This window comes from Kribbella sp. VKM Ac-2571, from assembly GCF_004362255.1.
Classification (GTDB): Bacteria; Actinomycetota; Actinomycetes; order Propionibacteriales; family Kribbellaceae; genus Kribbella; species Kribbella pratensis.
In genome coordinates this window covers 268,550-294,433 of sequence record NZ_SNWS01000006.1, presented here as the reverse complement: position 1 = coordinate 294,433, position 25,884 = coordinate 268,550, and the positions used below count along the sequence as shown (strand labels likewise).

At 68.3% G+C, this 25,884-nt stretch carries 30 protein-coding genes; 19 read left to right on the top strand and 11 right to left on the bottom strand.

The window, feature by feature from the left end:
- The first annotated feature begins 214 nt into the window (after positions 1–214).
- From EV651_RS16095 to EV651_RS16080, 4 genes are all read left to right on the top strand, one after another.
- Positions 215–1,075: an alpha/beta fold hydrolase gene (locus tag EV651_RS16095; RefSeq protein ID WP_133785988.1), complete on the top strand. Its 861-nt coding sequence runs from the start codon at positions 215–217 to the stop codon at positions 1,073–1,075.
- A 32-nt stretch (positions 1,076–1,107) separates the two neighbouring features.
- Positions 1,108–1,770, top strand: a complete 663-nt coding sequence (locus EV651_RS16090) for a hypothetical protein (protein WP_370352759.1) — start codon at positions 1,108–1,110, stop codon at positions 1,768–1,770.
- A gap of 103 nt (positions 1,771–1,873) precedes the next feature.
- Positions 1,874–2,194 (top strand): type II toxin-antitoxin system HicA family toxin, encoded by a 321-nt coding sequence (locus EV651_RS43265; RefSeq protein WP_202870344.1) that lies wholly within the window; start codon positions 1,874–1,876, stop codon positions 2,192–2,194.
- Positions 2,127–2,600, top strand: a complete 474-nt coding sequence (locus tag EV651_RS16080) for a type II toxin-antitoxin system HicB family antitoxin (RefSeq protein WP_133785987.1) — start codon at positions 2,127–2,129, stop codon at positions 2,598–2,600. Before EV651_RS43265 ends, EV651_RS16080 begins: the two co-directional genes overlap by 68 nt.
- Positions 2,601–2,705: 105 nt before the next feature.
- Here EV651_RS16080 and EV651_RS16075 read toward each other — a convergent pair whose 3' ends face one another.
- Genes EV651_RS16075 through EV651_RS16065 form a run of 3 tightly spaced genes read right to left on the bottom strand, consistent with a single transcriptional unit; the run spans position 2,706 to position 5,880 of the window.
- Positions 2,706–4,109 carry an ABC transporter substrate-binding protein gene (locus EV651_RS16075; RefSeq protein ID WP_133785986.1) on the bottom strand — a complete coding sequence of 468 codons (1,404 nt, stop codon included), beginning with the start codon at positions 4,107–4,109 and terminating at the stop codon, positions 2,706–2,708.
- A gap of 14 nt (positions 4,110–4,123) precedes the next feature.
- A complete protein-coding gene (locus tag EV651_RS16070; protein WP_133785985.1) occupies positions 4,124–4,966 on the bottom strand; it encodes a carbohydrate ABC transporter permease in 843 nt (280 codons plus the stop codon).
- The gene (locus tag EV651_RS16065) at positions 4,963–5,880 is read right to left on the bottom strand and encodes a carbohydrate ABC transporter permease (RefSeq protein WP_238156916.1); all 918 of its coding nucleotides are present in this window, start codon (positions 5,878–5,880) and stop codon (positions 4,963–4,965) included. The genes EV651_RS16070 and EV651_RS16065 overlap by 4 nt, the downstream gene beginning before the upstream one ends.
- 76 nt (positions 5,881–5,956) lie before the next feature.
- Between EV651_RS16065 and purD the strand changes: the two genes are divergently transcribed.
- Positions 5,957–7,234: a phosphoribosylamine--glycine ligase gene (purD, locus tag EV651_RS16060; protein ID WP_133785984.1), complete on the top strand. Its 1,278-nt coding sequence runs from the start codon at positions 5,957–5,959 to the stop codon at positions 7,232–7,234.
- 73 nt (positions 7,235–7,307) lie between these two features.
- Here the strand turns inward: purD and EV651_RS16055 are convergent, their stop codons facing one another.
- Together EV651_RS16055 and EV651_RS16050 are read right to left on the bottom strand one after the other, a co-directional pair.
- On the bottom strand, positions 7,308–7,892 hold the full coding sequence (locus tag EV651_RS16055) for a hypothetical protein (protein WP_133785983.1): 585 nt from the start codon (positions 7,890–7,892) through the stop codon (positions 7,308–7,310).
- Positions 7,893–8,051: 159 nt separating this feature from the next.
- Complete coding sequence (locus tag EV651_RS16050) at positions 8,052–8,561, bottom strand: hypothetical protein (protein ID WP_133785982.1); 510 nt, start codon at positions 8,559–8,561, stop codon at positions 8,052–8,054.
- Between the two features lie 72 nt (positions 8,562–8,633).
- Here EV651_RS16050 and EV651_RS16045 point away from each other — a divergent pair, with 72 nt between their 5' ends.
- The 9 genes from EV651_RS16045 to EV651_RS16005 all read left to right on the top strand — a co-directional run bounded on the left by EV651_RS16045 (position 8,634) and on the right by EV651_RS16005 (position 16,513).
- Entirely contained in the window at positions 8,634–9,122 is a 489-nt protein-coding gene (locus tag EV651_RS16045; protein ID WP_133785981.1) for a SigE family RNA polymerase sigma factor, read from the top strand.
- A complete protein-coding gene (locus EV651_RS16040) occupies positions 9,115–9,744 on the top strand; it encodes a hypothetical protein (RefSeq protein WP_133785980.1) in 630 nt (209 codons plus the stop codon). The genes EV651_RS16045 and EV651_RS16040 overlap by 8 nt, the downstream gene beginning before the upstream one ends.
- Positions 9,745–9,930: 186 nt before the next feature.
- Positions 9,931–11,358: an adenylosuccinate lyase gene (purB, locus tag EV651_RS16035; protein ID WP_370352755.1), complete on the top strand. Its 1,428-nt coding sequence runs from the start codon at positions 9,931–9,933 to the stop codon at positions 11,356–11,358.
- Positions 11,359–11,361: 3 nt separating this feature from the next.
- Positions 11,362–11,718: a hypothetical protein gene (locus EV651_RS16030; protein WP_133785978.1), complete on the top strand. Its 357-nt coding sequence runs from the start codon at positions 11,362–11,364 to the stop codon at positions 11,716–11,718.
- 1 nt (position 11,719) lies between these two features.
- Positions 11,720–12,112 carry a hypothetical protein gene (locus EV651_RS16025; RefSeq protein ID WP_133785977.1) on the top strand — a complete coding sequence of 131 codons (393 nt, stop codon included), beginning with the start codon at positions 11,720–11,722 and terminating at the stop codon, positions 12,110–12,112.
- A 63-nt stretch (positions 12,113–12,175) separates the two neighbouring features.
- Positions 12,176–13,396 (top strand): bifunctional glycosyltransferase family 2/GtrA family protein, encoded by a 1,221-nt coding sequence (locus EV651_RS16020; RefSeq protein ID WP_133785976.1) that lies wholly within the window; start codon positions 12,176–12,178, stop codon positions 13,394–13,396.
- Position 13,397: 1 nt separating this feature from the next.
- Complete coding sequence (locus EV651_RS16015; protein WP_133785975.1) at positions 13,398–15,401, top strand: glycosyltransferase family 39 protein; 2,004 nt, start codon at positions 13,398–13,400, stop codon at positions 15,399–15,401.
- 2 nt (positions 15,402–15,403) lie between these two features.
- Positions 15,404–15,880 (top strand): hypothetical protein, encoded by a 477-nt coding sequence (locus EV651_RS16010; protein ID WP_133785974.1) that lies wholly within the window; start codon positions 15,404–15,406, stop codon positions 15,878–15,880.
- Between the two features lie 210 nt (positions 15,881–16,090).
- Positions 16,091–16,513 carry a hypothetical protein gene (locus EV651_RS16005; RefSeq protein ID WP_133785973.1) on the top strand — a complete coding sequence of 141 codons (423 nt, stop codon included), beginning with the start codon at positions 16,091–16,093 and terminating at the stop codon, positions 16,511–16,513.
- On the opposite strand, the gene EV651_RS16000 is transcribed toward EV651_RS16005, so the two are convergent.
- Positions 16,497–17,075: a TetR/AcrR family transcriptional regulator gene (locus tag EV651_RS16000; RefSeq protein ID WP_133785972.1), complete on the bottom strand. Its 579-nt coding sequence runs from the start codon at positions 17,073–17,075 to the stop codon at positions 16,497–16,499. The genes EV651_RS16005 and EV651_RS16000 overlap by 17 nt on opposite strands.
- A 53-nt stretch (positions 17,076–17,128) precedes the next feature.
- Here EV651_RS16000 and EV651_RS15995 point away from each other — a divergent pair, with 53 nt between their 5' ends.
- Together EV651_RS15995 and EV651_RS15990 are read left to right on the top strand one after the other, a co-directional pair.
- The gene (locus EV651_RS15995; RefSeq protein WP_133785971.1) at positions 17,129–18,187 is read left to right on the top strand and encodes an FAD-dependent oxidoreductase; all 1,059 of its coding nucleotides are present in this window, start codon (positions 17,129–17,131) and stop codon (positions 18,185–18,187) included.
- Between the two features lie 21 nt (positions 18,188–18,208).
- Complete coding sequence (locus EV651_RS15990; protein ID WP_133785970.1) at positions 18,209–19,084, top strand: phosphoribosylaminoimidazolesuccinocarboxamide synthase; 876 nt, start codon at positions 18,209–18,211, stop codon at positions 19,082–19,084.
- On the opposite strand, the gene EV651_RS15985 is transcribed toward EV651_RS15990, so the two are convergent.
- The 5 genes from EV651_RS15985 to EV651_RS15965 form a co-directional block, all read right to left on the bottom strand.
- A complete protein-coding gene (locus EV651_RS15985; protein ID WP_133785969.1) occupies positions 19,081–19,572 on the bottom strand; it encodes a hypothetical protein in 492 nt (163 codons plus the stop codon). The two genes, EV651_RS15990 and EV651_RS15985, sit on opposite strands and share 4 nt — an antisense overlap.
- 79 nt (positions 19,573–19,651) lie before the next feature.
- A complete protein-coding gene (locus tag EV651_RS15980) occupies positions 19,652–20,272 on the bottom strand; it encodes a CDP-alcohol phosphatidyltransferase family protein (RefSeq protein ID WP_133785968.1) in 621 nt (206 codons plus the stop codon).
- Positions 20,272–21,597 (bottom strand): FtsX-like permease family protein, encoded by a 1,326-nt coding sequence (locus EV651_RS15975; RefSeq protein ID WP_133785967.1) that lies wholly within the window; start codon positions 21,595–21,597, stop codon positions 20,272–20,274. The genes EV651_RS15980 and EV651_RS15975 overlap by 1 nt, the downstream gene beginning before the upstream one ends.
- Entirely contained in the window at positions 21,597–22,271 is a 675-nt protein-coding gene (locus EV651_RS15970; protein WP_133785966.1) for an ABC transporter ATP-binding protein, read from the bottom strand. The genes EV651_RS15975 and EV651_RS15970 overlap by 1 nt, the downstream gene beginning before the upstream one ends.
- A complete protein-coding gene (locus tag EV651_RS15965; RefSeq protein WP_133785965.1) occupies positions 22,271–22,789 on the bottom strand; it encodes a PadR family transcriptional regulator in 519 nt (172 codons plus the stop codon). The genes EV651_RS15970 and EV651_RS15965 overlap by 1 nt, the downstream gene beginning before the upstream one ends.
- 112 nt (positions 22,790–22,901) lie before the next feature.
- Between EV651_RS15965 and purS the strand changes: the two genes are divergently transcribed.
- From purS to EV651_RS15950, 3 genes are read left to right on the top strand one after another with little or no spacing between them, the layout of a single operon-like run.
- Positions 22,902–23,165 (top strand): phosphoribosylformylglycinamidine synthase subunit PurS, encoded by a 264-nt coding sequence (gene purS / locus EV651_RS15960; RefSeq protein ID WP_133785964.1) that lies wholly within the window; start codon positions 22,902–22,904, stop codon positions 23,163–23,165.
- Positions 23,162–23,830 carry a phosphoribosylformylglycinamidine synthase subunit PurQ gene (purQ, locus tag EV651_RS15955; RefSeq protein WP_133785963.1) on the top strand — a complete coding sequence of 223 codons (669 nt, stop codon included), beginning with the start codon at positions 23,162–23,164 and terminating at the stop codon, positions 23,828–23,830. Before purS ends, purQ begins: the two co-directional genes overlap by 4 nt.
- On the top strand, positions 23,830–25,884 hold the full coding sequence (locus tag EV651_RS15950) for a hypothetical protein (RefSeq protein ID WP_133785962.1): 2,055 nt from the start codon (positions 23,830–23,832) through the stop codon (positions 25,882–25,884). Before purQ ends, EV651_RS15950 begins: the two co-directional genes overlap by 1 nt.

The window sequence follows — 25,884 nt, the reverse complement described above, 5'->3', positions numbered from 1 at the left end:
ATCTCCCGACCCCACGCCTACTGCGCGGCACTCGGCACGGCACCTCGCCGCACGGGTGCGAAGGCCACGATGCTCCGCATCGAGACCTTCGCCCCCGCACGCCGATGCACCGCACCGAGCACCTGCTCGCGACGGCGCGAGGTCGGGAGATATCCCCTAGGCTCTCGATCATGAGGCCGACCAGTGGGGGTGGGCCGGACCTGGAGGTGCTGTGATGCCGGAGCCTGTGACGCAGACGCTCGACGTACCGGGGGCGACGCTGACGTACGACGTTCGCGGTGACCTGGCGCAACGGCCGGTGTTGTTGATGATCGGCTCGCCGATGGGCGCCAGCGGATTCCCGACGCTGGCCTCGCATTTCGAGGACCGCACCGTGGTGACGTACGACCCGCGGGGTGTGGAGCGCAGTGCCCGCAGCGGTGAGCTGGGTGAGCTCTCTCCTGACGACCACGCCGGTGACCTGGCCGCGCTCATCGAGCACCTGGACGCGGGGCCCGTGGACATCTTCGCCAGCAGTGGCGGTGCTGTGAACGCGCTGGCGCTGACGGTGCGTCGCCCTGACCTGATCAACACGCTGGTCGCGCACGAGCCGCCGCTCGCCGGGATCCTCCCGGACAGCGAGGCCGCATTGGCCGCGGTCGCGGACATGTACGAGACCTACCAGCGTGACGGCATGGGGCCCGGGATGGCGAAGTTCATCACGCTCGTGTCGTACGACGGCGAGATCCCGGCCGACTACACGCAGCAGCCCGCGCCGGATCCGGCGATGTTCGGCCTGCCGTCGGAGGACGACGGGACACGGACGGATGCTCTGCTGGGGCAGAACCTTCGTGGCTGTACGTCGTACCAGCCGGACTTCGACGCCCTGGGCAAGGCGACCGACCGGATCGTCATCGGGATCGGCGAGGAGTCGGGCAACGCGCTCGCGGGTCGAGGCGGCAAGGCAGTCGCCGAGAGGCTCGGGCTGACGCCGGTCGTGTTCCCGAGCGGGCACGGTGGCTTCCTCGGCAACGAATACGGTCAGCCGGGCAAGCCGGTCGAGTTCGCCGCGAAGCTGCGCGAGGTGCTCGGCTAGAGTAGCGCTCTGTGATCAAAGCGCTCGTTTTAGTGGTCAGCTTGCTGACTGCGCCTGCCCCGGAAACGTATGCGCAGTACTCCTTGATGTTCGAGAAGTCCGCCGGGCAGTACTTCGCCGGCGGGACGGCGGCCGGGCAGTGGGCGTGGACTCCGTTGAGTACGACGGAGTCCGACATCTCCTGGGGTGACCCGAAGGCCTGGCCGCCGCAGTCCGCGGAACACTTCATTCACGACGGTGACTGGGTCCTCCTCGACGGCTACAACGACGGCGCGGGCCGCCCGCTCACGCAGATCCAGCGCGTCACCACCGAAACCATCGGCGACGCGAACTGCACCAACCAGCAACCCATCCCGCCCAACGCCGGCCGCCAGCACTACGTCAAATGGACCATCCCCGCCGCCGGCTACTGCCTGGACGCCACCGGCACCATCAAGGCTCCCAACGGCTCGACGACGGTCCACTTCCGCCACCTCCAGAAGTGGCTCCCACCCCACCCGTGCAGCAACCCGTACTACTCAAACCAGACCTGCATCACCCAGTACGAACAGTGGTGGGACGACAACCAACACCCCTACGCGCTCCAGCTAACCCGCACAGTAGAACTAGCCCGAGGCCTAGGCACGTCCTTCACCAACCACACCACATACCCGCTGACCTGGAACGCCGACGCCCGCTACTACTGGCACTACTGAACGCGCGGCCCCGCCGCCCAGGTCGGCGTGCGTCAGTGCGGTCGCTCAAGCGGACTGTCTAGCGATTTGCCGCTTGTGTTGTCTAGTCACTAGACTTACTCTTGTGAAGGCGCGCGAGGTGATCCGAGCGATCCAGAGGGCGGGTGGCACCCAAACCCGGCAAGTCGGATCGCACAGACGGTTCCGCGTGGACTACACGAGGCCGGACGGTTCGCCAGGAACGGTGTTCACGACGGTTCCTGACCATGGCGGTGACATACCGATCGACGAGCGCCGGCGAAGTAGACCGGATGCTGAACTCTCGCGTCGATCGAGAAGGCGCTGGAACCAGCTCTCGGGAAGGGGTGGCTCAGGGGATGACGACGTACGAGGTGCATGTCACTCGGGAGGGCGATCAGTGGTTGGCCAACGTGCCGGAGCTTGAGGGCACGCAGACCTACGCCTCGAACCTCACTGCCCTGGACCGATACGTACGCGAGATCATCGTTCTCGCAGCTGACTTTCCTTCCTCCGCAATGGCGGAACTTTCCCTGGAGTGGTCGTACGACGTCGGCGATGAGCTCGTCCAGCAGGCCAACGCCCTCCGCGCCGAACGGGCGGAGTTGGCTGCCAAGGAGACGCAGTTGGAGCAGGCGACGCGTGAACTCGCCGCGAAGCTGACCCACGAGCTTGGCCTCAGCATGCGAGATACTGGTCCGCTGCTCGGCATCAGTCACCAGCGTGTATCGCAGCTCAGGCCTAAAGACCAGTCCGGCAGGTCCGCGGTGCCCGCCAAGAACTCGCGGTCCAAGGCCTCGAAGTTGGCTGCCCGCCGCCCTGAGGCCGTGTAGCTCTCCTTGGTTGAATGGGCCAGTCGCTGGCCGCGGAGCACGTGTGGGTGTGCTGGGGCCGCCCGAAGAAACCTTCTGTCTTCGGGCGGCCGCCGGACGCAGAAGTTACTTCTTGACTGTTTTGTTGTACTGGTCGATTTGGGGCTTGATGGAGTCTGCGGCGGCTTTCATGGCGGTGGCTGGGTCGGTGCCCAGGACTGCTTTTTCCAGGCCGTCTTCGGCGGCTTTGCGGGCTTGGGGCATGACGCCGAGGATGCAGCCGGAGGAGGCGTTGGTCGGTTTGGTGTTGTGGAGTTGGGTGATCGCGGTGGTGAACTGCGGGTACTGCGCCACCCACGCCTTGTCGGCGGGCTCGTCCAGCGCCTTCTTGTTGATGGGGAAGTAGCCCGTTCCGGTGTGCCAGGCTGCTTGCTGGGCGGGGGAGGAGGCGAACTTCACGAACTCCCACGAGGCGCGCTTCTCGGCGTCGGAGTGGCCGGGGCCGTCGATCCACAGCGACGCGCCGCCGATGATCGGACCGCCGGTGTCAGACGACGAAAGGTGCGGGAACGGCGCGGTCATGACCGTGAACTTGCCCTTCGCGGCGTCGATGTAGCCCCGCAGTGCACCGGTCGACTCCAGGTGCATCGCCGACGTACCGGACTTGAAGACGGCCTGCGCGTCGTCGGTCTTCTTGCCCGTGTTCGGCATCAGACCCTGCTTGACCATTTCCTGGTACCAGGTCGCGATCTTCACGCCCTGCTCGCCGTCGAAGTTCACCTTCGTCGCCAGGTCCTTGCGGCCGTTGTCGTTGTCGCAGTACGTCGTACCGGACTGGGCGATCAGCTGCTCCACGAACCACCCGTAGATCGCCGCGTTGAAGCCGTACTGGACGGTCTTCCCGCCCTGCTTGACGGTCAGCTTCTTCGCCGCCGCCATGATCTCGTCGAGGTTCGTCGGCGGCTTGTTCGGATCGAGGCCGGCCTTCACGAAGGCTTCCTTGTTGATGTACAGCAACGGCATCGACGAGTTGAACGGCATCGAGTTCAGTGCGCCGTCGATCGAGTAGTAGTTCGCGATGTTCGGCTCGATCGAGTCCAGCGTGTAGCCGTCCTTGTCGGCGAACTTCTGCACCGGCACGGTCTGCTTGGAGTCGATCATGAACCGCGACCCGATGTCGTAGATCTGTACGACCGAAGGCGTGTTGCCCTGCTGCACCGAGGTCTTGTACTTCGTGATCGTGTCGTCGTAGTCACCCTGGTAGACCGCGGTGACCTCGATTTTGCCGGAGTTCGCGGTGTTGAACGCCTTCACCAGCTTGTCGACGGCCGCGCCGTTCGCGCCCTTCATGCCGTGCCAGAACGTGACCTTCGTGACCCCGCTGGCCTTGTCGAGCGCGCTGGCGTCGGGCACGTCCTGCCCGCCGCTGCCGGAGTCCTTGGAATCCGAGGAGCCACCACAGCCGGCGGCGACCAGAGCCAGCACCGCCAGCAGTGAGGCGGCACCCGCCGTACGTCGGAGGGATCTCATGGGAACCAACCTTTCTAGCGAATCGCACCCGCGGTCAGCCCGCGGACGATGAAGCGCTGGCCGAAGATCACGATGGCCAGCGTGGGCAGGATCGACAGCGTGACGCCGGCCAGGATGAGTCCCGGGTCGGCGGCCTCCGCGTCGTTGAGCTGGCTGATGCCGATCTGCAAGGTACGGCGGGACGCCGTGTCGCCGATCAGCAACGGCCAGAAGAACTGGTTCCACGCGGACAGGAACACGTACAGCCCGACCGCCGTCAGCGCGGGCTTGTTCAGCGGCAGCAGGATCCGGCTGAGGAACCGCCAGTGCCCGGCGCCGTCGATCGTTGCCGCGTCGCGCAGTTCGACCGGGAACTGCAGGAACGACTGCCGGAGCAGGAACACCCCGAACGCGTTCGCCAGGAACGGCAGCACCAGCGCGATCATCGTTCCGGCGTACGTCTTGGTCAGTCCGTGCCCGTTGAACTCCCAACTCGTGATCGTCAGGTAGTTCGGCAGCACGATCGACTCCCAGGGCACCATCAGCGTGGCCAGGAAGAGCCCGAACAGCACGGTGCGTCCCCACATCTTCATGAAGACGAACGCGTACGCCGCCAGCACGCTGGTGAGCAGCTGCGACAGCGTGATGATCGACGTCTGCAGGATCGAGTTCAGGTACTGCTGCCCGATCGGCGTACCCGACGACGTCGCGCCCTTGTAGTTGCCGGTGAAGAGCCCGTGCGGGAAGAGATCCGGCGGGTACGACGAGATCTGGCCGGGGGACATGACCGACCCGGCGATGACGTAGTACACCGGGAAGATCACCAGCAGCGCGGCCCCGATCAGCACCACGTAGGTGGCGACACGACCTGTTCTCACTTGTAGTGCACCCGCCTCTCCAGGACGCCGAACTGGATCGCCGTACAGGCGAGCAGGATCAGCAGCAGCACGATCGCCTGGGCCGACGCGGCGCCGAAGTCGCTGGCGTTGTTCGCGAAGGCGGTGTGGTAGATCGAGTAGACGAGCGTCTTGGTCGACTGCTCCGGGCCGCCCTCCGGCGTCAGGATCTTGATCTGCCCGAAGCCTTGCAGGGACTGGATCGTGGAGATCACGACCAGGAAGAACAGCTGCGGGCCGAGCAGCGGGATCGTGATGTACCGCGACGCGCGGAACCCGCCGGCGCCGTCCAGCGTGGCGGCCTCGTTGATCTCGGTCGGGATCGCGCCGATGCCCGCGGACAGGACCAGCACGTTGTAGCCGATGCTCATCCAGACCGTGGTGATGGCGACGCTGATCAGCGCCCAGGACGGATCGGTCAGCCACCCGATCCGGTCGACGCCGAATCGGCCGAGCAGGCCGTTCGCGAGCCCGATCGCCGGGTTGTAGATGGTGGCGAAGATGACCGAGGCGCTGGCGACCGAGAACGCGAACGGCAGCGCGAAGGCGGTCCGGAAGATCCGGATGCCCTTGATGTGCTGCTCGAGCAGCAGTACGACGACCAGCGCGCCGAGCACGCCGGGGATCACGGTCAGCAGCACGAACGCGAACGTCACCCAGAGGATGTGCCGGAACTCGGCCGAGCCGAGCATGTCCTTGTAGTGCTGCAGTCCGACGTACGCGTCCGGCCGGCCGAACAGGTCCGAGCCGTGCAAAGACAGCGAGACGGACTTGCCCAGCGGCCAGATGATGAACAGCGCGAACACCACCAGGCAGGGGACGAGCATCAGCCAGGACACCAGCGAGACCGGTGTCGGGCGGCGGCCGGCACGCGCCGGTACTGAGTTGGTAGTCAATCGCTCACCTCCAGTAAAAGCGCAGTCTTGCACCGCTTGAGGCCTCTGTACCCGGGGCACGCTAGGCTGAGCGCCCGTGAAGGTCTTGGTGATCGGCTCCGGTGGCCGCGAGCATGCTCTGGCCTGGGCGCTGGCCCAGGATTCGGAGGTCGAGCAGGTCGTCGCGGCCCCGGGCAACCCTGGCATTGCCGTGTTGCGTCCGGCGTACGACGGGCAAACGATCGTTTGCCGTCCGGTGGACATCTCGGACCACGACGCGGTCGTCGCGCTGGCCCGGGAGCTGGACGTCGACCTGGCGGTCGTCGGACCCGAGGCGCCGCTGGTGGCCGGCCTGGCCGACCCGCTGCGGGACGCCGGGTTCGCGGTCTTCGGACCGTCCCGGGAAGCCGCGCAGATCGAGGGCTCGAAGGCGTTCGCCAAGGACGTGATGGCCGCCGCGAGCGTGCCGACCGGCCGGGCGTACGTATGTACCACGCCCGAGGAGGCCGCGACGGCGATCGACGCGTTCGGGCCGCCGTACGTCGTGAAGGACGACGGGCTCGCCGCGGGTAAGGGTGTGGTCGTCACCTCGGACCGTGAGGCAGCGCTCGCCCACGCGGCCGAGTGCGACCAGGTGCTGATCGAGGAGTTCTTGGACGGCCCCGAGGTGTCGCTGTTCGCGATCACCGACGGGACGACAGTGCTGCCGATGCAGCCGGCGCAGGACTTCAAGCGCCTCGGCGACAACGACGAAGGCCCGAACACCGGCGGGATGGGTGCCTACACACCGCTGCCGTGGGCGCCGGACGACCTCGTCGCCGACATCACCGAGCACGTCCTGCAGCCGACGATCGACGAGCTCCGCCACCGCGGTACGCCGTTCAGCGGCCTGCTGTACGCCGGTCTCGCGCTGACGTCGCGCGGTGTCCGCGTGATCGAGTTCAACTGCCGCTTCGGCGACCCCGAGACGCAGGCGCTGCTGCCGATGCTGAAGACCCCGCTGGGCGGCCTGCTGTACGCCGCCGCCACCGGAAAGCTTGCCGACCACGGTGCCCTGAGCTGGCGGAACGCTTCGGCGGTGACCGTGGTGGTCGCCGCGAAGAAGTACCCGGCCAGCCCGCGCAAGGGCGACGCGATCACGGGTGTCGAGCAGGCCGAGAACGACGACGTCCGCGTCTTCCACGCCGGTACGGCGCTCGACGGCGAGGAACTGGTCACGGCAGGCGGCCGCGTCCTCGCGGTGAGCGCCGTCGGCAAGGACCTCGCCGAGGCCCGCCAGCGCGCGTACGCCGCCGTCGGTCAGATCCGGATCAAGGGCTCCCAGCACCGCACCGACATCGCCCTCAAGGCCGAGCGCGGCGAGATCACCGTCTGAGCTTCGGCGAGACCCCTCGACACGACAGAACCGCCGGCCCAGGCGTGGCCGGCGGTTCTGTCTGTCGTGGGGGTCAGACGGTGTGTGGCGTCGGACCCGCCAGCTTCGGCAGCACCTCGGCGTTGGCGGGCGCCGTCCGCAGGTGGGCGTAGCCGAGGATCGAGAGGATCAGCAGCAGCCCGGCCGCGGCGAAGGCGGCGATCCCGGCGATGAGGGCGATCTGCCCCATCTTCCAGAAGGCGTACGCGTTGAGCAGCAGGCCCCGCAGGGTCTCACCGCGGAAGGCGGTCTGCACCTGGCCCGCGAGCTTGGTGTCGTTCGGGTTGGCCCGCGACTCCTCGGACAGCTGGGCGTAGGTCTTGCCGCCGGCCAGCTCGTTGATGTGGACCTTGATGTAGTGGTTGGCGTAGGCCTCGGCCTGGGCGCCGTTCACCAGCTGCTGGCCGGCGTACTGGGACAGGTACGGCTTGACGGCCGGGTCCTCCAGGGACTCGCTGCCGGCCTTCGGGAAGTAGACCTGCTGGGCGGCGAGCTGGTCGTGGACCTGCGTGTTGACGAAGGAGTGTGCCCACAGCAACAGACCGCCGGCGGCGACCAGGACGATCGCGAGCACGAGTCCGGCTGAGGTGAGCAGCGCGTCGAATGTCTTGCGGCGCATGGCGGGTTCCTTTCGGGCCGCGGACTGTGACGCCGCGGTAGGTGGATCTTCTGTACTTCGAGTGTTCGCCACCGGCCCGCGCCGCCGCCATGCACCGAAGGGCCCGTAGCCGGGGGCCCATGGACCCGAATTCGGCGGGTCTCTTCGCCCGTCTGAACCTCAGATGTAGCCGCTGCCGGTCGTCGGGCCGAGCGTGCCGTCGATCGTGTTGTCCCGCACCGGCTTGAACGGATCGATCCTCGGCATCGCCGGCAACGGGTGCTCCAGCATGTCCCGGAGCCGCTCGTCCTCGATTCCCGGTACGCCGAGCACCGCAACCCGCCGTACGCCGGTGCCGGGGTGCTGGAGCAGGTCGCGGTACGTCGGACTGAACCAGCGGAGCATCCGGAGCTGTCCCTTCGCGCGGACGGCCGCCTCGAGGTCCTTGACCGCCTCGGTGGCCGCGATCTGCGTGAGGAAGTCCGCCACGCCGAGACCGCTCTCCGGGACCAGCGCGAGCGCGGCCGCCTCCACCGGGTAGGTCGCGTCGGAGCGGACGAGCTTGACCCGCTGCCGCTTGTCCGCGACCTCCAGTCGGCCATCGGTGGCAAGCGCCACGAAGATCACCAGTGCAGCTCGTTCGGCGCCGCCGAGGAGCCAGGCGGCCTCATACGTGGTCAACTTGTTCATGTACACAGAGTGACTTTGGATAGGGTCACGAAAACAGGGAACCGGATCGCCGGGTCGGGGGTGTTGGTGGGTATGGAGACGGAGGGGCTGCGAGAGTTCTACAGCGCCCACCAGCCGCGGCTGGTGGGGGTGATCTCGCTGCTGACCGGGTCACGTGCCGAGGCCGAGGACATCGTCCAGGAGGCGTTCGTCCGGCTCGTGCCCCGCTGGGAGAAGGTGTCGCGGTACGACGCGCCGGAGGCCTGGGTCCGCCTGGTGGCCGTGCGGCTGGCCGCGAACAGGCACCGGGACGGCAATCGGTTCACGCAGCTGTTCCACCGGCTGCCGGCCGAACACGTCCCGGACCCCGCCGACCGGTACACCGGTGATCTCGAGCAGGCTCTCGCCGGCCTGCCGATGCCGACCCGGCAGGTCGTCGTCCTCCATTACGTCTGTGACCTGAGCGTGGCTCAGGTCGCGGACACGCTCGGTATCGCGGAAGGCACGGTCAAGTCGCGCCTGTCCCGCGCCCGGGACGCCCTGTCCGAATCATTGCTGTTGAGGAGTGACGACCATGCCTGATCTGGTGCCTGATCTGCGGGAGGACCTGCAGGCGCTGGCCGACCGCCGCGCCGCCGAGGCGGGAGGAGACTTCGACTCCGTTCTGACCACGGCCAAGACCCGCAAGCGCCGCCGGACCGCCGGTCTGACCGTGATCGCTGCGGCCGCTGTGGTCGGCGCTGTCGCGATCGTCCCGACGCTCCGCCCGGCCTCGAACACGCCCGTGGCCGACAGCCCGGTGCCCACGAACGCCGTGGTTCCGCCGTCGGTCGAGTCGGTGCCGTCCGCGCCGGCGATCCAGAAGGCCGGCCCGCTGGGCCTGAAGTCGGTGACCGCGCTGACCAAGAGCGCAGGCGGCCAGTTCGTCGCCTCGTTCCCGGACAAGCAGGTCCGCGCGGTGACGTTCTCGTTGTCGTCGGCGTCCAAGCCGGACGTCGCGCTGTACACGCTGGTCGCGAAGGTCCCGGGCGACGCGACCACGCCGTACGCGATCCGGATGACGGGTGAGATGGGGATGAGCATCCCGTCGTACCAGGGCACCGGCCCGTACACGCTGGCGATGCCGAAGGGTCTGCCGTCGGGCTCGTACCGAGTGTGCACGCTGTCCGGCCCGCTGCTGTGTGGTCTGGTCACCGTCGACTAGTAAGAGGTCGCGCGGAGCGGTGGTGCCTGCTGCGCGCCGCCCCGCGGGCACTGGGCGGCGTTGTCGTCGGTCGACAGGACTCCGTCCTGCCTCCCTCCTCCGCCTTGCCCAGCACTCCGCGGGACGACGCTCGCGACGGCACCACCGCTCCGCGCGACCTCTGAGCCGTCTGGGAGAATGGGGTTCGTGACCAAACCCCGCATCCCCAACGTTCTCGCCGCGCGCTACGCCAGTCTGTCGATGGCGGAGCTGTGGTCACCGGAGCACAAGATCGTGCTCGAGCGGAAGCTCTGGGTCGCCGTACTGAAGGCCCAGAGCCGGCTCGGGGTCGAGGTTCCGGACGGGGTCGTCGAGGACTACGAGCGGGTGATCGACCAGGTCGACCTGGCGTCGATCGCGGACCGCGAGCGGGTCACGCGGCATGACGTGAAGGCGCGGATCGAGGAGTTCAGCGCGCTCGCCGGGCACGAACACATCCACAAGGGGATGACGAGTCGTGACCTGACCGAGAACGTGGAGCAGCTCCAGATCCGCGCCGGCCTGGAACTGGTCCGGGACCGTGCGGTGGCGATCGCCGTACGGCTGGGCCAACTGGCGGCCGACCACGCGGCGCTGGTGCTGACCGGGCGCTCCCACAACGTGGCCGCGCAGGCGACCACGCTGGGCAAGCGGTTCGCATCGGCCGCCGACGAGCTGCTGGTCGCGATCGCCCGGATCGAGGAGCTGATCGAGCGGTACCCGCTGCGCGGGATCAAGGGCCCGGTGGGTACGTCGCAGGACATGCTGGACCTGTTCGGCGGTGACCCGGCCAAGCTGGAGGAGCTGGAGCAGGACATCGCCCAGCACCTCGGGTTCAGCCACACACTGACGAGCGTCGGCCAGGTGTACCCGCGATCTCTCGACTACGAGGTCGTGTCCGCTCTGGTGCAATTGGCCGCGGGGCCGTCGAGCCTGGCGACCACGATCCGGCTGATGGCCGGGCACGAGCTGGTCACCGAAGGCTTCAAGGAGGGCCAGGTCGGCTCCTCGGCGATGCCGCACAAGATGAACACCCGGTCCTGCGAGCGGGTCAACGGCCTCGCGGTGATCCTCCGCGGGTACGCGTCGATGGCGGGCGAGCTGGCCGGCAACCAGTGGAACGAGGGCGACGTCTTCTGTTCCGTCGTACGGCGGGTTGCGTTGCCGGACGCGTTCTTCGCGCTGGACGGGTTGTTCGAGACGTTCCTGACCGTGCTGGACGAGTTCGGGGTGTATCCGGCGGTCGTCGCCCGCGAGCTGGAGCGGTACCTGCCGTTCCTGACTACGACCAAGGTGCTCATGGCCGCGGTGAAGAACGGCGTCGGCCGGGAGACCGCACACGAGGTGATCAAGGAGCACGCGGTCGCCACCGCGCTCGACCTGCGCAAGGGTCTCGCGGCGAACGACCTGTTCCATCGCCTCGGCGCCGACGGCCGCCTCGGCCTCACCGAGGAGCAGATCGTCGGCATCGTCGGCGAGCCGCTGTCCTTCACCGGCGCGGCCGTCGCCCAGGTCGCCGCGGTCGTCGCCAAGATCGACGAACTCGCCAAGCGCTACCCGGAAGCGGCCGCCTACACCCCGGGTGACATCCTCTAACTCGTGTTCGCACCGCTCACCTGGTTCCTTGTCGCGTTGGCGCTGCTTGCGATGGTGTACGCCGTTGTGCTGGCGGCGCGGGACAAGCGGATCGACTGGACCGTGCTCGGCGCGGTCGGGGTTATCGAGGTCGGGCTGGTCGCGCAGCTGGTCGTCGGGATCGTGCAGTACGCCGGGACCGACCGGGACGTGTCCGGACCGTTCTTCATCGGGTACCTGATCGGGTCGCTGATCATCCTGCCGATCGGGGCGTTCTGGGCACTGGCCGAGAGCAGCCGGTGGGGAGCCGGCGCGCTGGCCATCGCGTGTCTGGTGATTCCGATCCTCGAGCTGCGGCTGCACGACCTGTGGGCGGTCTGACATGACCGATCCAGGGGCCACGAAGCACGGGCCCGGACGGATCCTGATCGCGGTGTACGGCGTGTTCGCGCTGGCCGCGACCGCGCGGGCCGGCGTACAGATCGCGACCAAGTTCGGCGACGCCCCGATCGCGTACCTGTTGTCGGCCGTTGCCGCGGTCATCTATTGCGCCGCGACGTTCGCGCTGGCGAAGGCGACCGTGGTGTCGCGCAAGGTCGCCACGGCCGCGATCGCGGTCGAGCTGGCCGGCGTGATCGCGATCGGCGCCTTCAGCTACGCCGTACCCGACGACTTCCCGGACGCGACCGTGTGGTCGCACTTCGGGCAGGGGTACGGCTTCGTGCCGCTGGTGCTGCCAGTCCTTGGTCTGCTCTGGCTCCGTCGCACCCGGTAGGTCCCAGGAAACTGCCAGCCACGCACAGGGGCTGACTCAGGTTCACCGGACAGCATCGGTGACATGCAGATTCCAGGTCATCCTCGGGTCGAGATCGTCGTACCCGTCAAGAACGAGGAACACGACCTCGGACCGAACATCAGACGGTTGCGGGAGTTTCTCGACACCGCCTTCCCGTTTCCGGCCGAGGTCTGCATCGCGGACAACGGAAGTACGGACGCGACCTATGAGATCGGTACGCTGCTCGCCGCCGAGCTGCCCGGGGTCCGGGTGGTCCGGCTCGAGCAGTCCGGGCGCGGCCGCGCGCTGAAGCAGGTCTGGTCCGCGAGCACCGCCGAGGTGCTCGCCTACATGGACGTCGACCTGTCCACCAACCTGAACGCGTTGCTGCCGCTGGTCGCGCCGCTGCTCGCCGGGCACAGTGACGTTGCCATCGGCACCCGGTTGGCGAAGAGCTCCCGGGTGGTCCGGCGGCCGAAGCGGGAGTTCATCTCGCGCTCGTACAACCTGTTGCTACGGGCAACCTTGAATGCGCATTTCTCCGACGCGCAGTGCGGGTTCAAGGCGATCCGCGCCGACGTGGCGCGCGAGCTGCTGCCGCTGGTGGAGGACACCAGTTGGTTCTTCGACACCGAGCTGCTGGTGCTCGCCGAGCAGGCCGGGCTGCGGATCCACGAAGTCCCGGTGGACTGGGTCGACGACCTGGACTCCCGGGTCGCGATCGCGAAGACGGTGGGCGAGGACCTGCGGGGGATCGCCCGGCTGATGCGCAACCGCGTCGACCTGGAGGCCATCCGGCAGAAGTACGGCCGGCCGCGCATTCTCGATCCTCGTACGGCGTTGGCCGCGCGGGTCCTGCGGTTCTGCGCGGTCGGGGTGCTGAGTACGGCGGCGTACGCGCTGCTGTATCTCGTGCTGCGCCAGGGCCTGCCGGCCCAGGTCGCGAACCTCCTGGCGCTGCTGATCACCGCGGTCGGCAACACCGCGCTCAACCGACGGATCACGTTCGGGGTGCGCGGGATCGAAGGCCGCTGGCGGCATCACCTGCGCGGCCTGGTCACCTTCGGGATCGGCTGGAGCCTGACCGCAGCGTCGCTCTGGCTCTTGCATACCGCGGTGTCCGCGCCTCACCAGGCGGTCGAAATCACGGTCCTGACCATCGCGAACCTGGCCGCCACCGTCGTCCGGTTCAGCCTCTTCCAGGCCTGGGTCTTCGACGACGACGCCCCCACTTTGCCCGCTTTCGAACCCCCAGCGGTTCTCGACCAGACCCGGAGCAACTGACATGGCAACCCTCACCGATCCCGTCGAGGCGACCAGACCTCGCGCGATCACAACGCAGTACACGCTGGGCAAGGACAAGGTCCTGTACGGCGGCCTGCTGGCGTTGACCGCGATCGCGTACCTGTGGGGCCTGTCCAAGAACGGCTACGCGAACGAGTACTACGCCGCCGCGGTGCAGGCCGGGTCGACGAGCTGGAAGGCCTGGTTCTTCGGGTCGCTCGACTCCTCCAGCTTCATCACCGTCGACAAGACGCCGGCCTCGCTGTGGGTGATGGGGCTGTCGGGGCGGATCTTCGGCTTCAACACCTGGAGCATGCTGGTACCCGAGGCCCTGATGGGCGTCGCGAGCGTCGGCTTCGTGTACGTCGCCGTACGGCGCTGGTTCTCCGCGAACGCCGGCCTGCTGGCCGGAGCGATCCTCGCGATGACGCCGGTCGCCGTCCTGATGTTCCGGTTCAACAACCCGGACGCGCTGCTGATCCTGCTGCTCTGCGCCGGTGCGTGGGCGGTGACGCGGGCGATCGACTCTGTGAAGCACTCGGCGCGATGGATGATCCTGGCCGGTGCGCTGGTCGGGTTCGGGTTCCTGACGAAGATGCTGCAGGCGTTCCTGATCCTGCCCGCGTTCGGGATCGCGTACCTGGTCGCGGGGAAGCCGGCGGTGGGGAAGCGTCTCCTGCACCTGGTGCTGGCGACGGTTTCGCTGATCGTGAGTGCCGGCTGGTGGGTCGCGATCGTCGAGCTGATTCCGGCCTCGGCGCGACCGTACATCGGCGGGTCGTCGACGAACAGCATTCTCGAGTTGACCCTCGGCTACAACGGCCTCGGTCGATTGAACGGCAACGAAACCGGTTCGGTCGGTGGCGGGGCTGGCAATCCCGGTTGGGGTGGTGCGGCCGGCGTACAGCGCCTGTTCAACGGTGAGTTCGCCTCGCAGATCGCTTGGCTACTGCCGGCGGCTCTGCTCGCGACGATCGTGCTGGTCGTTGCCTCGGGCAAGGCGCCGCGGACCGATCGGAAGCGGGCGTTCGCGTTGCTGTGGGGTGGCTGGCTGGTCGTCACCGGGTTGGTGTTCAGCTACATGCAGGGCATCATCCACAGCTACTACATGATCGCGCTGGCTCCGGCGATCGGTGCGCTGATCGGTGCGGCGATGGCGGTGCTCTGGAAGCGACGTACGGAATGGTTGCCGCGGACAACGTTGGCCGGTGGGATCCTGCTGACGGCCGGGTGGAGCTTCGCGCTGCTGAACCAGACGCCGACGTGGCAGCCGTGGTTGCGCGGGGTGGTTCTGGCCACCGGTGTGGTGGCAGCCGGGTTGCTGATGGTCCTGCCTGAGTTGAAGTTGCACCGTACGGCGGCTCGGCGGGCCGGGCTGTTCACGGCGGCACTGCTCACGGTGAGTGCGCTGGCCGGTCCGACGGCGTACTCGGTCGCGACGATCAATACGGCGCACGCCGGTGCTCTGCCCTCCGCCGGCCCGTCAGGCGCCGGTGGCATGGGTGGCATGCGCGGTGGCTTCGGCGGCCGGATGGGTACGCCGCCTGGCCAGACCGGCACCGGTACGCCGCAGCAGCCGGGGACCGGGACTACGCAGCAGGCTGGGCCTGGTGGTGGCGGGATGGGCGGGTTCCTTGGTGGTGGCGGGATCAGTGGAGTCTCCAACGAACTGGTGACGCTGCTGCAACAAGGTGCGAAGGGGTACACCTGGGCCGCCGCCGCAGTCACCGCGAACGGCGCCGCACCGCTGCAGATCGCGTCCGGCGAACCGATCATGGCGATCGGCGGGTTCAACGGGACCGACCAGGCGCCGTCGCTCGACGAGTTCAAGCAGCTGGTTGCCCAGGGCAAGGTCCATTACTTCATCGGTAGCAGTGGCGGCGGGATGATGGGCGGCCGCAACGGCACCTCCAGCGAGATCGCCACCTGGGTCAGCGAGAACTTCACCGCCCAGACCGTCGGCAGCACCACGGTGTACGACCTTTCCACCGGAACAGGAGCATGAAGATGACACAGTCCGCAGAAGCCCAGTTCCAGGCGGCGCAGGCCGCCCAGAACAACCCGGGCACCCCGGACCCCACAGCGCAGCAACCTGCGCCGCAGCAACCGACAGCGCAGCAACCGGCGGGGCAGCAACCGACGGGGCAGCAGCCTGAGGTGGCCAAGGGTGGTAGGCGGCCGAGCAATCTGGTGCTCGCCGGTGCCGGGTCGGTTCTTGCCGTGCTGGCTTTCCTCGGCGGCATGGCGGTCGGGCACTCGTGGGACGGCACGAGCAACCAGCAGGGCCAGTTCGGCGGCCCCGGTGGCGGCATGCGTGGCGGATTCCCCCAGGGCAACGGCCAAGGCACGCTCCCGGGGCAGGGTCAAGGCCAAGGCACGCAGCAAGGCCAAGGCACGCAGCAAGGCCAAGGCACGCAGCAAGGCCAAGGCACGCAGCAAGGCACCGGGACGCAGCAGATCCCGGGGCAGACCCAAACCAGCTGACCCGAGCCTGCCCCAGGCAGCCCGGCGGGCCCCGAGCGGACACTCGGCCCGCCGGGCGTGGCATCCCTACGACTTTGTGCACCAGATCCGTACGAGGCGGCGCGCAGCGCACGGATCTGGTGCACAAAGTGGGTTTTCTGGACGGTCGTCAGGCACGAGACGACACGCTGAATGGTTCACTTGCCCATCGGGAGGGGTAAGGATCGGGGCGTGGAATGGTCGAACGTCACCTGGTTCCTGACCGCGCTCGGAGCGGTCGTCGTACTGATCACGCGCGTCCGGCTCGGCGGGACTGTTGTCGACGGCACCGGTCACGGCGCAGGCCGGCACGGGTACTCCGCAACGCTGCTGCGGCTGCACACCGTGGTCGGAGTGATCACGCTGATCGGCTGGGTCGTTGCCCTGATCACCGGTCAGCGGGGGATCGCCCTGGTCGTACTGGCCGGCTGGTGGTTGCTGACGGTCATCGGATTGTTGCTTCTGGCCCGTTGGCTGCCGAGCGGCGGCAAGCACTCCGAGGATGCGCAGAGTGACTCCTGGGGTTCCGGTGCGGGCCTGTCCGTCCTCGGCCACGTGGGCATGCTGGTCGGCGTCGGCTATTTCACGTTCGTCGCGCTCACGGACCGTCTCTGAGTCCGGCGATCAGCGCCGTGACAGAGCGTCGTACGGCGGCCTCGAACGCTTCTGGTGAGAGCGTTGTGCCGGTCCCGGCGATCCGGTCGTACAGCAGTCCGTCCAGCATCGCGGCGACCGGCCACGCGGCCGCCTCCGGATCGGGTACGCCGAGTCCGGCCAGCAACCGCGCGAGCATCGCCCGCAACTGCCGCCCGCCCTCGACGATCGCGGTCCGCAGTTCCGGCTGACGGCTCGCCTCCAGCGACAACTCGTACCGCGCGACCAGATCGTCCGGACGACTCTGCGCGAGTCCCACCGTCATCGCCACCATCAGCTCAACCGGATCCGCGCCGGGCGGCGGCATCCCGGCCACGTCCCGGGTGAGCATCCGGCTCACGCACGCGGTGAGCAGGGCGTTCCGCGTCCGCAGGTAGTACGACGTGGAGCCCGGCGGCAGGCCCGCCTCGGCGTCGACGGCGCGGTGGGTCAGCCCGCGCAATCCGCGGGTCGCGACGAGATGGATCGCCGCGTCCGCGATCGCGTCCTGCCGATCCGCGCCCCGCGGAGCCTGCTTCGTCACGTCGCACAGTCTCGCACTTCCCAGCCTGACTCTACAGATGTAGAGTCAGTGACATGAGTACGGCGATCGTGGTCGGGGCGGGTATCGGAGGGGTCATGGCTGCTGTCGCGCTGCAACGGCGCGGCTGGCAGGTCACAGTGCTGGAGCGCGCTCCGGAGCTGGGGGAGGTCGGGGCCGGTATCTCGGTCTGGCCGTCGGCGGTCGCCGTGCTCGAGGAGCTCGGGATCAAGGGGGTCGAGAAGGCGTCGGTGCAGTCCAAGCCGGCCGGGATGCGCAAGCCCGACGGTCGCTGGGTGGTCGGTGCGGCCGATCTCGGCATGGAGCTCCCGGTGATGATCCACCGCGCGCAGCTGCACGACCTGATCACGGCCGAGTTCGGCCCCGCGGTGACGGTCCGGACCGGGTACGACGTACGGACGGTGACGCAGGATGCGGACGGGGTCACGGTCAACGGTGAGCTGCGGGCGGAGCTGTTGGTGGCCGCCGACGGGATTCGGAGCGGGGTGCGTGGAGCGCTGTATCCGCAGTACGCAGGACCGCGGTACTCCGGGTTCACGGCGTACCGGGGTATCGCCGACGTGGACCTCGACGGCGGTGGCGAGACGTGGGGTCGCGGGAAGCTGTTCGGGTTCGCGCGGCTGATCGACGGGCGGTTCTACTGGTACGCGACCGCGAACCAGCCGGCCGGCACCAAGAGCGAGCCGACGGTGTTCGAGAGCTGGCACGATCCGCTGCCGCGGTTGATCGCGAGCAGCGAGAAGATCCTGCAGAACGACATCTACGACCTGACGTTGCCGCTGGTGCCGTTCGCGCAGGGGAGGGTGGTGCTGCTCGGCGACGCGGCGCACGCGATGACACCGAACCTGGGCCGCGGCGCCTGCTCCGCGATCGAGGACGCGGGTGCGCTGGCCCGGCACGTCGGACGGACCAGCGATCTGCCGGCGGCGCTGACGGCGTACGACGCCGAACGACGGCCCGCGACGACCAAGCTGGTGAAGCGCTCCCGCAGCGTCGGCCGCCTCGGCCAGACCGAGAACCGACTGCTCTGCACGATCCGTGACGCCTTGTTCGCCGTCGGCGGGAAACTGGTGGCCCTGCGGGCCCGTAGGTAGGCGGATGGAACAATCAGGCCCGTGACCACACTTCCGCAGGCGCCTGAGATTCCCGGTGCGAAGCACCTCCACTCCGGCAAGGTCCGGGACCTGTACGAGCTCGAGTCCGGCGACCTGCTGATGGTCGCGACCGACCGGATGAGCGCCTTCGACTGGGTCCTGGAGTCGGTGATCCCCGACAAGGGGAAGGTGCTCACCGCGATGAGCCTGTGGTGGTTCGAGCAGCTGGACGTGCCGAACCACATCATCTCCACGGACGTGCCGGCCGAGGTCGCCGGACGGGCCGTGGTGTGCGAGAAGCTCGCGATCTACCCGGTGGAGTGCGTGGCCCGCGGGTACCTGAGCGGCACCGGCCTGGTCGACTACAACGCCACCGGCGCGGTCTGCGGGATCCCGCTGCCGGGCGGCCTGGTCGAGGGCTCCCGCTTCGACGCCCCGATCTTCACGCCGGCCACGAAGGCCGAGCTCGGCGAGCACGACGAGAACGTGTCGTACGACGTGGTGGTCGCGACCGTCGGCGCGGACACGGCGGCTGTCCTGCGGGACACCACGCTCGAGATCTACACGACGGCGCGGGCGATGGCCGAGGAGCGCGGGATCATCCTGGCGGACACGAAGTTCGAGTTCGGCGCCCGCGCGGACGGGACGCTCGTGCTGGCCGACGAGGTGCTGACCCCAGACTCGAGCCGTTTCTGGCCGGCCGACCAGTGGGCGCCGGGCAAGCAGCAGCCGTCGTACGACAAGCAGATCGTCCGCGACTGGCTGCAGTTCGAGTCCGGCTGGGACCGCACGTCCGGTGAGGCGCCGCCGCCGCTGACCGACGAGGTCGTCGAGCGGACCAGGTCGTCGTACATCGCGGCGTACGAACAGCTGACCGGGCGGAAGTTCGAGGGTTAGAACAGGCCCACGCCGAGCGCGAGCAGGATGAAGCGGGCGCTGCGGCCGACCAGGACCGACAGCGTGAACACGACGGTCCGCATCCGCGAGGCGCCGCCGATGAGTGCCACGCCGTACAGCGGTGGGATGCCGACGAACGCGCTCAGGAGCGTGACCGGGGCACCCCAGCGGCTGTCGCTCATGGCGTCCATGAGGCGTTTGCTGAGGTCGCGGTTCCACTGGACGAAGCGGCCCCAGCGGGTGTCCAGGTTGACCGGCTTGGGCTCCTTCTTGGTCTTGCGGGCCGCATATCCGGGTCGGTAGCGGACGGCGAGGAACATCGCGACCTTGCCGATGGTCTGCCCGATCGAGACGCCGACCGCGGCGACCACCGGGTTCAGGGCGTGCGTGGCGCCGAGCGCGAGGACGTACGCCTCCGCGTTCATGAACGGTACGACGGCGGAGCCGATGCCGAAGCCCACCGCCAGTGCCAGTTGCCACACCCACATGACACCGAGGCTAAGCGTGATCCCGGCCATTGCCACGGAACTCAGGCTCCCTTCCAGGGGTAGTCCAGGGTCCACCCTGTCATCGTGCCGCGTCCGGGGCGGCAGCGCGGCGGCCGCAGAGGATCTCGATCAGACGGTACGACGAGACCACCTTGACCCCGAGGGCCGCGATCGCGACGGCGTACGGCAGCCAGTGTGCGCCGGTCTGGCCGGCGACGATCAGCGACACCACCACGGCGCCGGTGTTCATCGCCTTGGCGGGCTTGGACCAGTTCCAGACGTAGATCGGCCGGTCCACCTTGTAGAAGTAGTTCGGGCTGAGCATCCACGGCCAGAGCAGAAACGAGAACGTCAGCATGGTGTCCAGTACGCCGAACTGCGCCAGGTAGATCGCCAGCGGCCCGATCGTGTCCGGGTACGTCGCCATGAACGCGGCCGCCAGCAGGAACGAGCAGGCCCGGTCGCAGATGATGTCGAACACCGCACCGGACAGCGACTCCTCGTTCCGGCGGCGCGCCACCCAGCCGTCGAGACTGTCGCCGAACCAGTAGGCGACGTACCCGATCACCAGCCAGAGCAGCTCACCGGTCTGGAACGCATACGTCGCGAGCGCCATCGCGACCACGGTCCGCACCAGCGTGATCCGGTTCGGTAACGCGAGCAGCAACGCTGGTCGGACCGCCAGAGGTGTCGAGGTCATCAGGCCGCCCTTAGGTTCTCGGGATCGAGTGCGTCCCGGAGTTGGTTGCGAAGCAGGAAACCGGCGGCGGTGCCGCCGAGGTGACCGAGGAGCCAGCCTGCGATCGTCAGGATCGCCGCGAGCAGCAGTGTCCCCGGCTCGAACGGCTCGACCGCACCGCCGGCTACTCGGTTGATGCCGATCACGGTGCCGAACAGCAGACCGGCGGCCAGCGCGGGAGCCGCGACCAGAGTCAACTGGCGGCGAATGACCCGGCGGAGGAACGGCAGGTCCACACCCAGCGCGGTCAGGCTGGCGAACTGGCGGCGCTGGTCGACCAGTTGGTCCGCGACACCGACGATCAGCGCGGCCATCGCGGTCAGCACGATCAGAACGAGTCCGGCGATCGTCAGCCCGAACCCGGTGTCGTAGAACGTGTGAGTACCGTCCAGCTGGGCGTCGGCCTGGACGTCGGCGATCCCGTTCACCATGGTGCCGACGAGGAAGCCGCAGCACCCCAGCAGCATGCAGATCCGGGAGGCGGGCCGGGAGTCGGTCACCAGGCGGAGGCCGGTGAGCAGGTTGGCCGGGTCGCCGGACCGCTGCAGCCGCCGCCCCAACCCGCGGATCCAGACTCCCGAGATGCTCAGGAAGAAGAGTGCCAGGCCGGCGAGCAGGATCGTGGACCCCACGTAGCCCGCGTAGGGCGAGGCGAGCAGGCCGAGCGCGATCAGTACCGGTCCAGCGATGATGCCGGTACGACGCTGCGCCGCGGACTGTGGTTGCCGCGACACGGGCCCGTCTCGGTGCAAGAGGCTTCCGATCACCGCCCCGGCCGCGGTCATCATCACCACCACCGGAATCCACAGGACCCCGTCCATCAGTTCTGCACCGGGCAGGACCCGAGCCATCAAGGGGAGTGTGCCGAAGAGCAGACTGAGGATCAGGTAGGCAGGTCCAGCGAGCAGTCCACCCGCCAGACCGGCAATGGCAGCGTCGGTGACGGTCAGCTGCCGCAGCTGCTTGCGTGACGCACCTGCCAGTCGTAGCGCAGTCAGCCGCCGCTCGCGGGCCGCCGTACCCAGTCGTAAGGCCTGGACCGCGAGGCCTCCGGTGAGTGCGGCCAGGATGATCAGGATCGCGATCAGCCCGGACCGGAGGCCGCTCTCGGCGACGTAGTTGCTGTAGACATCGTTGCTCAGCTCACCTTTGCCCAGGCGGGCGATGCGCAGTGCGCCGAGCAGCAAGGCTCCACTGAGTGCGAGCGCTGCAGTGGCCAGCTGGACCCGGCTGCGGTCCGCCGGCGTCCGTGAGCGCGCAAGCTGCACCAGCGTCTCCAGTGTCATCAGAGTGACACCTCGTGTTGGATCAGGCCGTCGCGCAGCCGGATCTCCCGGTTTGCCGACGCTGCCACCAGGTTGTCGTGGGTCACCATCAGCAGAGCGGCACCGCGGTAGCGGGCAGCCTCCAGCAGTACGTCGAGCAGCTCCTGGCCGGCCCGACTGTCCAAGCTGCCAGTGGGCTCGTCGGCTAGTACTACGGACGGACCGGTGACCAGTGCGCGCGCTACCGCAGCACGCTGCGTCTGGCCGCCGGACAGCTCGGCCGGAACCGCGTCGGCCTCATCAGCGATGCCCACCTGGTCCAGCCAGTTCATTGCGGCCTTGTGCGCCTCACCGCGCTCATGGCCACCCAGCAGGAGCGGTAGCGCCACGTTGTCGACCAGTGGCAGGTCCGGCACCAGCTGACCGAACTGCAGCACGATGCCGACCTTCGTACGCCGGAGCGCCGCACGCTGCTCTTCCGGCAGAGCAGCCAGGTCCTGGCCGTCCACGTGCACAGCACCGGCGTCCGGAGTGAGGATGCCCGCCGCGCAGTGCAGCAGCGTCGACTTGCCGCAGCCGCTCGCACCGGTCACCGCGACGACCTCGCCCGGCTTGAGCTGCAGGCTGACGCCGCGGAGGGCCGTGTTCCGCCGGTAGGCGTACTCGATTCGTTCCAGTTCCAGAGCAGCGTTCATCAGCGAGTCCCCCTCTGCTCGGAGATGCGGTCCAGTGCGCCGTCCAGCCAGCGCAGATCGGCGTCCAGGTGGGCCACGATGTACTCGCGGACCAGCGGCGAGGTCGGGTCGTCGTCGGCCGGAGTCTCCCGCAGCTCACGGATCCGGCGCAGGTGGCTGGCGCGCTGGCGGGCGAGGAATCCCGCGGCGTCGCCTCCGGTCCGGATCGCTGCCACGAGCTTCCGCAGTACCTCGTCGGCGCTTCCCCAGGCCGGCGGCACCGGGTCGTTGAGCCAGTCGCTCAGGTGGTCGCGGCCCTTGCTCGTCAGCGCGTAGACCGTCCGGTCCGGTCCGCCGCCGGAGGTCTTGTCGACGATCTCGACCAGTCCGTCGCGTTCCAGTCGCCCGAGGGTCGTGTACACCTGGCCGAAGGCGAGCGGCCGGCTGTCCGGGAACCAGGCGTCATGGCCACGCTTCACGTCGTACCCGTGCGCCGGGCCGGCGGACAGCAGCCCGAGAACGAGCTCAGCAGTGGCCATGGCCAGAACTATACATCGCGTGTATGTACTCAGTGAATAGTCCAGGATGCGGCAATCCACGCCGCGGTCGGTAGGATTCAGCCGTCACCCCGCAACGAACCTGGAGTAGTCAGTGGCTCGCGTTGTCGTCGACGTCATGCTCAAGCCCGAGATCCTCGACCCGCAGGGCAAGGCGGTGCACGGCGCGTTCGGCCGGCTCGGCTTCTCTCGTGTGGCCGACGTCCGGCAGGGAAAGCGCTTCGAGATCACCCTGGACGGTGAGGCGACCGAGGAGGCTGTGGCGGAGATCCGGAAGGCCGCCGACACGCTGCTGGCCAACCCGGTCATCGAGGACTACACGCTGCACGTGGAGAACGGCCAAGAGGACGCGCAGTGAAGATCGGGGTCGTCACCTTCCCGGGCTCGCTGGACGACGCCGACGCCCGCCGCGCGGCGGCAGTGGCCGGTGCCGAGGCGGTCGCGCTCTGGCACGGCGACGCGGACCTGCACGGTGTGGACGCGGTCGTCCTGCCCGGCGGGTTCTCGTACGGCGACTACCTGCGCGCCGGTGCCATCTCCCGGTTCGCGCCGGTGATGGAGACCATCATCAAGCGGGCCGGCGAGGGGATGCCGGTGCTCGGCATCTGCAACGGCTTCCAGGTGCTGTGCGAGTCGCACCTGCTGCCGGGCGCGCTGATCAAGAACCACCACCGCAAGTTCGTCTGCAAGGACCAGGCGCTGCGGATCGAGAACAACAGCACTGCGTGGACCAGCGACTACGACGCCAACCACGAGATCACCATCGTGCTGAAGAACCAGGACGGTTCGTTCGTCGCCGACGAGGCGACGCTGGACCGGCTGGAGGGTGAAGGCCGGGTGGTGGCCCGCTACCTGGGCAACCCGAACGGCTCCTACCGTGACATCGCCGGGATCAGCAACGAGCGCGGCAACGTGGTCGGCCTGATGCCGCACCCGGAGCACGCCGTCGAGACACTCACCGGCCCGACCACGGACGGCCTGGGCTTCTTCACCTCGGTGCTGAAGGCCGTCGTCGCTTCCTGATGAGGTTCACGCGGGCGCGGCGGCTCCTGGCCCGCACCCTCATGCTCACCGCCGCGGTGGTCCTCGCCGGTACTGGTACGGCGGCCGCGCAGCCCGCTGACCTGTACGCGAAGGTCGTGGTGATCGGCGTACCCGGGCTGACCTGGAGTGACGTGAAAGCGTCCCCGGAGCTGACTGCTCTGGTGGACCAGTCGCACGTAGGTTCGATCTCGGTGAAGACCGCCGGCCCGCACACCTGTCCGATCGACGGCTGGCTGACGATCAGCGCCGGTACGCGCGCCTGGGGCAACGTCCCGGACCAGCCCTGCGGCGACCTGCCCGCGGTGACCGGCAGCAAGGTGGCCGACTGGCAGACGTACGTCGACCGTCAGGCCGAGCACCACACCGGCGCCCCGATCGGCCGCTTGGGCATCAGCCGCGACCGGCTCTGTGGATTCGGGCCGGGCGCAGCGATCGCGGTGGCAAAGCCGGACGGCACGGTCGCCAACTGGAGTCCGGACTTCGATGCGACCAAGCTGGCGAGTACGGCGTGTGGCGATGCGATCGTCGACGCCGGAGCCATGCCGTTGCGTGAGGGCCGCGACCAGGCGCGCAAGCAGGTCGCCGACCTGGTGGCGCGGGCTCGGGCCGCCGATGGCTGGGTGTTGCTTGTCGGCGTCGGCCAAGAGACAGCCGACGCGCATCAGCAAACCCTGGTGGCGATGCAGCTCCCGCCGGACAATGGTCCGCGCTGGCTGACCAGCGACTCGACCCGCCGGCCGGGCATGATCCAGCTGACCGACATCACGGCGACGGTCCTGCGCAGTGAGGCCAAGTCGGTGGACCCTGCCGGATCCGAGAAGGCAGGACCGCTGGACGGTGCCGAGATCCACTTCACCGGTGACCTGCACACGAACGCCGCGGCGGTGATCGACGACCGTCTCGATGCCAATCAGCGGTTCGAGCAGCCACGGCCGGTGTTGTTCGCAGTGGCGTTGACGATCGTCGGTGCCGAGGTGCTCGCGCTGGTGTGGTTCCTGCTCAGGCGCAGCCCGGCGTCGCGTCGTACCGCGGTGTTCACGCTGCTCCTCCAGGGCGGGTTCTACATCGCGGTCTTCCTGGCCCAAGCGACCGTCTGGTGGCGGTGGCCGTCGCCTGGGTTCTCGTTGTACGCCGTGACGATCGGTATCAGTGCGCTCTCCGCAGTCCTCGCGCAGGTGTTCCTGAAGAGGTACGCGTACCTCGGGCTCGCGTTGGCGGCGTACCTGCTCTTGCTGTTGGACGGCGTGCTCGGTACGCCGATGCAGGTCGGCAGCATGTTCGCCGACGGACCTGTGATCGGCGGGAGGTTCTACGGCTTCGGCAACTCGACCTTTGCCACGCTGGCGGTCGGTGCGCTGGTCACAGCCGCGTGGGCCGCGCAGAAGCTGATCGACAAGAGCAGGGTTCAGGCCGCACTCGCAGTGCTGGCCATCGGTGGCGCTGCCATCATTGTGGACGGCAAACCGGGCTGGGGTACCGACTTCGGCGGCATCGTCGCGTTGACTCCGGCAGTGCTGCTGATGGCTTGGCTGACCTGGAAGGGCAGCATCTCACTGCGCGCGCTGATCGGAGTGGGCCTGGCCGGTGTGCTGGCGGTGTCCGCGGTCGCCTTCCTCGATTTCCTGCGTCCGCCCGAGCAGCGCAGCCATTTCGGCACGTTCGTGGCGCGGCTCCTCGACGGCGACGTGAGCGACGTACTGATCCGCAAGCTGCAGATGGCGGTCCAGTTCTTCAGTGGACCGGCCGGCTGGGCCATGCTCGCCGCCGTCATCCTCCTGATGCTGGCCACGGTCCTGCCGCAGCGCGTGCCGTCGGAGTCCTACCGTGAGTTCTACAGCAGCCTGCCGATGGTCCGGCCAACGCTGCTGGCCATGTCGACCTGTGGTGTCGTCGGCATGCTTCTGAACGACGCCGGTGTCGCACTGCCCGCGATCATGGCCGGTTTCGCCGTCCCACTGCTGGTGGCCCATCTGATGGCTTCTCACCAGCCCGCTACCGTTTCACCTGAGTCCCACCTAGTGCAGGAGTCGTAA

Excerpts from the sequence above, each read along its gene's own strand:
- EV651_RS16095 (WP_133785988.1), top strand. The coding sequence starts at position 215 with ATGCCGGAGCCTGTGACGCAGACGCTCGACGTACCGGGGGCGACGCTG.
- EV651_RS16080 (WP_133785987.1), top strand. The coding sequence starts at position 2,127 with ATGACGACGTACGAGGTGCATGTCACTCGGGAGGGCGATCAGTGGTTG.
- EV651_RS16075 (WP_133785986.1), bottom strand. The coding sequence starts at position 4,109 with ATGAGATCCCTCCGACGTACGGCGGGTGCCGCCTCACTGCTGGCGGTG.
- EV651_RS16055 (WP_133785983.1), bottom strand. The coding sequence starts at position 7,892 with ATGCGCCGCAAGACATTCGACGCGCTGCTCACCTCAGCCGGACTCGTG.
- EV651_RS16050 (WP_133785982.1), bottom strand. The coding sequence starts at position 8,561 with ATGAACAAGTTGACCACGTATGAGGCCGCCTGGCTCCTCGGCGGCGCC.
- EV651_RS16045 (WP_133785981.1), top strand. The coding sequence starts at position 8,634 with ATGGAGACGGAGGGGCTGCGAGAGTTCTACAGCGCCCACCAGCCGCGG.
- EV651_RS16040 (WP_133785980.1), top strand. The coding sequence starts at position 9,115 with ATGCCTGATCTGGTGCCTGATCTGCGGGAGGACCTGCAGGCGCTGGCC.
- EV651_RS16025 (WP_133785977.1), top strand. The coding sequence starts at position 11,720 with ATGACCGATCCAGGGGCCACGAAGCACGGGCCCGGACGGATCCTGATC.
- EV651_RS16020 (WP_133785976.1), top strand. The coding sequence starts at position 12,176 with ATGCAGATTCCAGGTCATCCTCGGGTCGAGATCGTCGTACCCGTCAAG.
- EV651_RS16015 (WP_133785975.1), top strand. The coding sequence starts at position 13,398 with ATGGCAACCCTCACCGATCCCGTCGAGGCGACCAGACCTCGCGCGATC.
- EV651_RS16010 (WP_133785974.1), top strand. The coding sequence starts at position 15,404 with ATGACACAGTCCGCAGAAGCCCAGTTCCAGGCGGCGCAGGCCGCCCAG.
- EV651_RS15995 (WP_133785971.1), top strand. The coding sequence starts at position 17,129 with ATGAGTACGGCGATCGTGGTCGGGGCGGGTATCGGAGGGGTCATGGCT.
- EV651_RS15985 (WP_133785969.1), bottom strand. The coding sequence starts at position 19,572 with ATGTGGGTGTGGCAACTGGCACTGGCGGTGGGCTTCGGCATCGGCTCC.
- EV651_RS15980 (WP_133785968.1), bottom strand. The coding sequence starts at position 20,272 with ATGACCTCGACACCTCTGGCGGTCCGACCAGCGTTGCTGCTCGCGTTA.
- EV651_RS15975 (WP_133785967.1), bottom strand. The coding sequence starts at position 21,597 with ATGACACTGGAGACGCTGGTGCAGCTTGCGCGCTCACGGACGCCGGCG.
- EV651_RS15970 (WP_133785966.1), bottom strand. The coding sequence starts at position 22,271 with ATGAACGCTGCTCTGGAACTGGAACGAATCGAGTACGCCTACCGGCGG.
- EV651_RS15965 (WP_133785965.1), bottom strand. The coding sequence starts at position 22,789 with ATGGCCACTGCTGAGCTCGTTCTCGGGCTGCTGTCCGCCGGCCCGGCG.
- EV651_RS15950 (WP_133785962.1), top strand. The coding sequence starts at position 23,830 with ATGAGGTTCACGCGGGCGCGGCGGCTCCTGGCCCGCACCCTCATGCTC.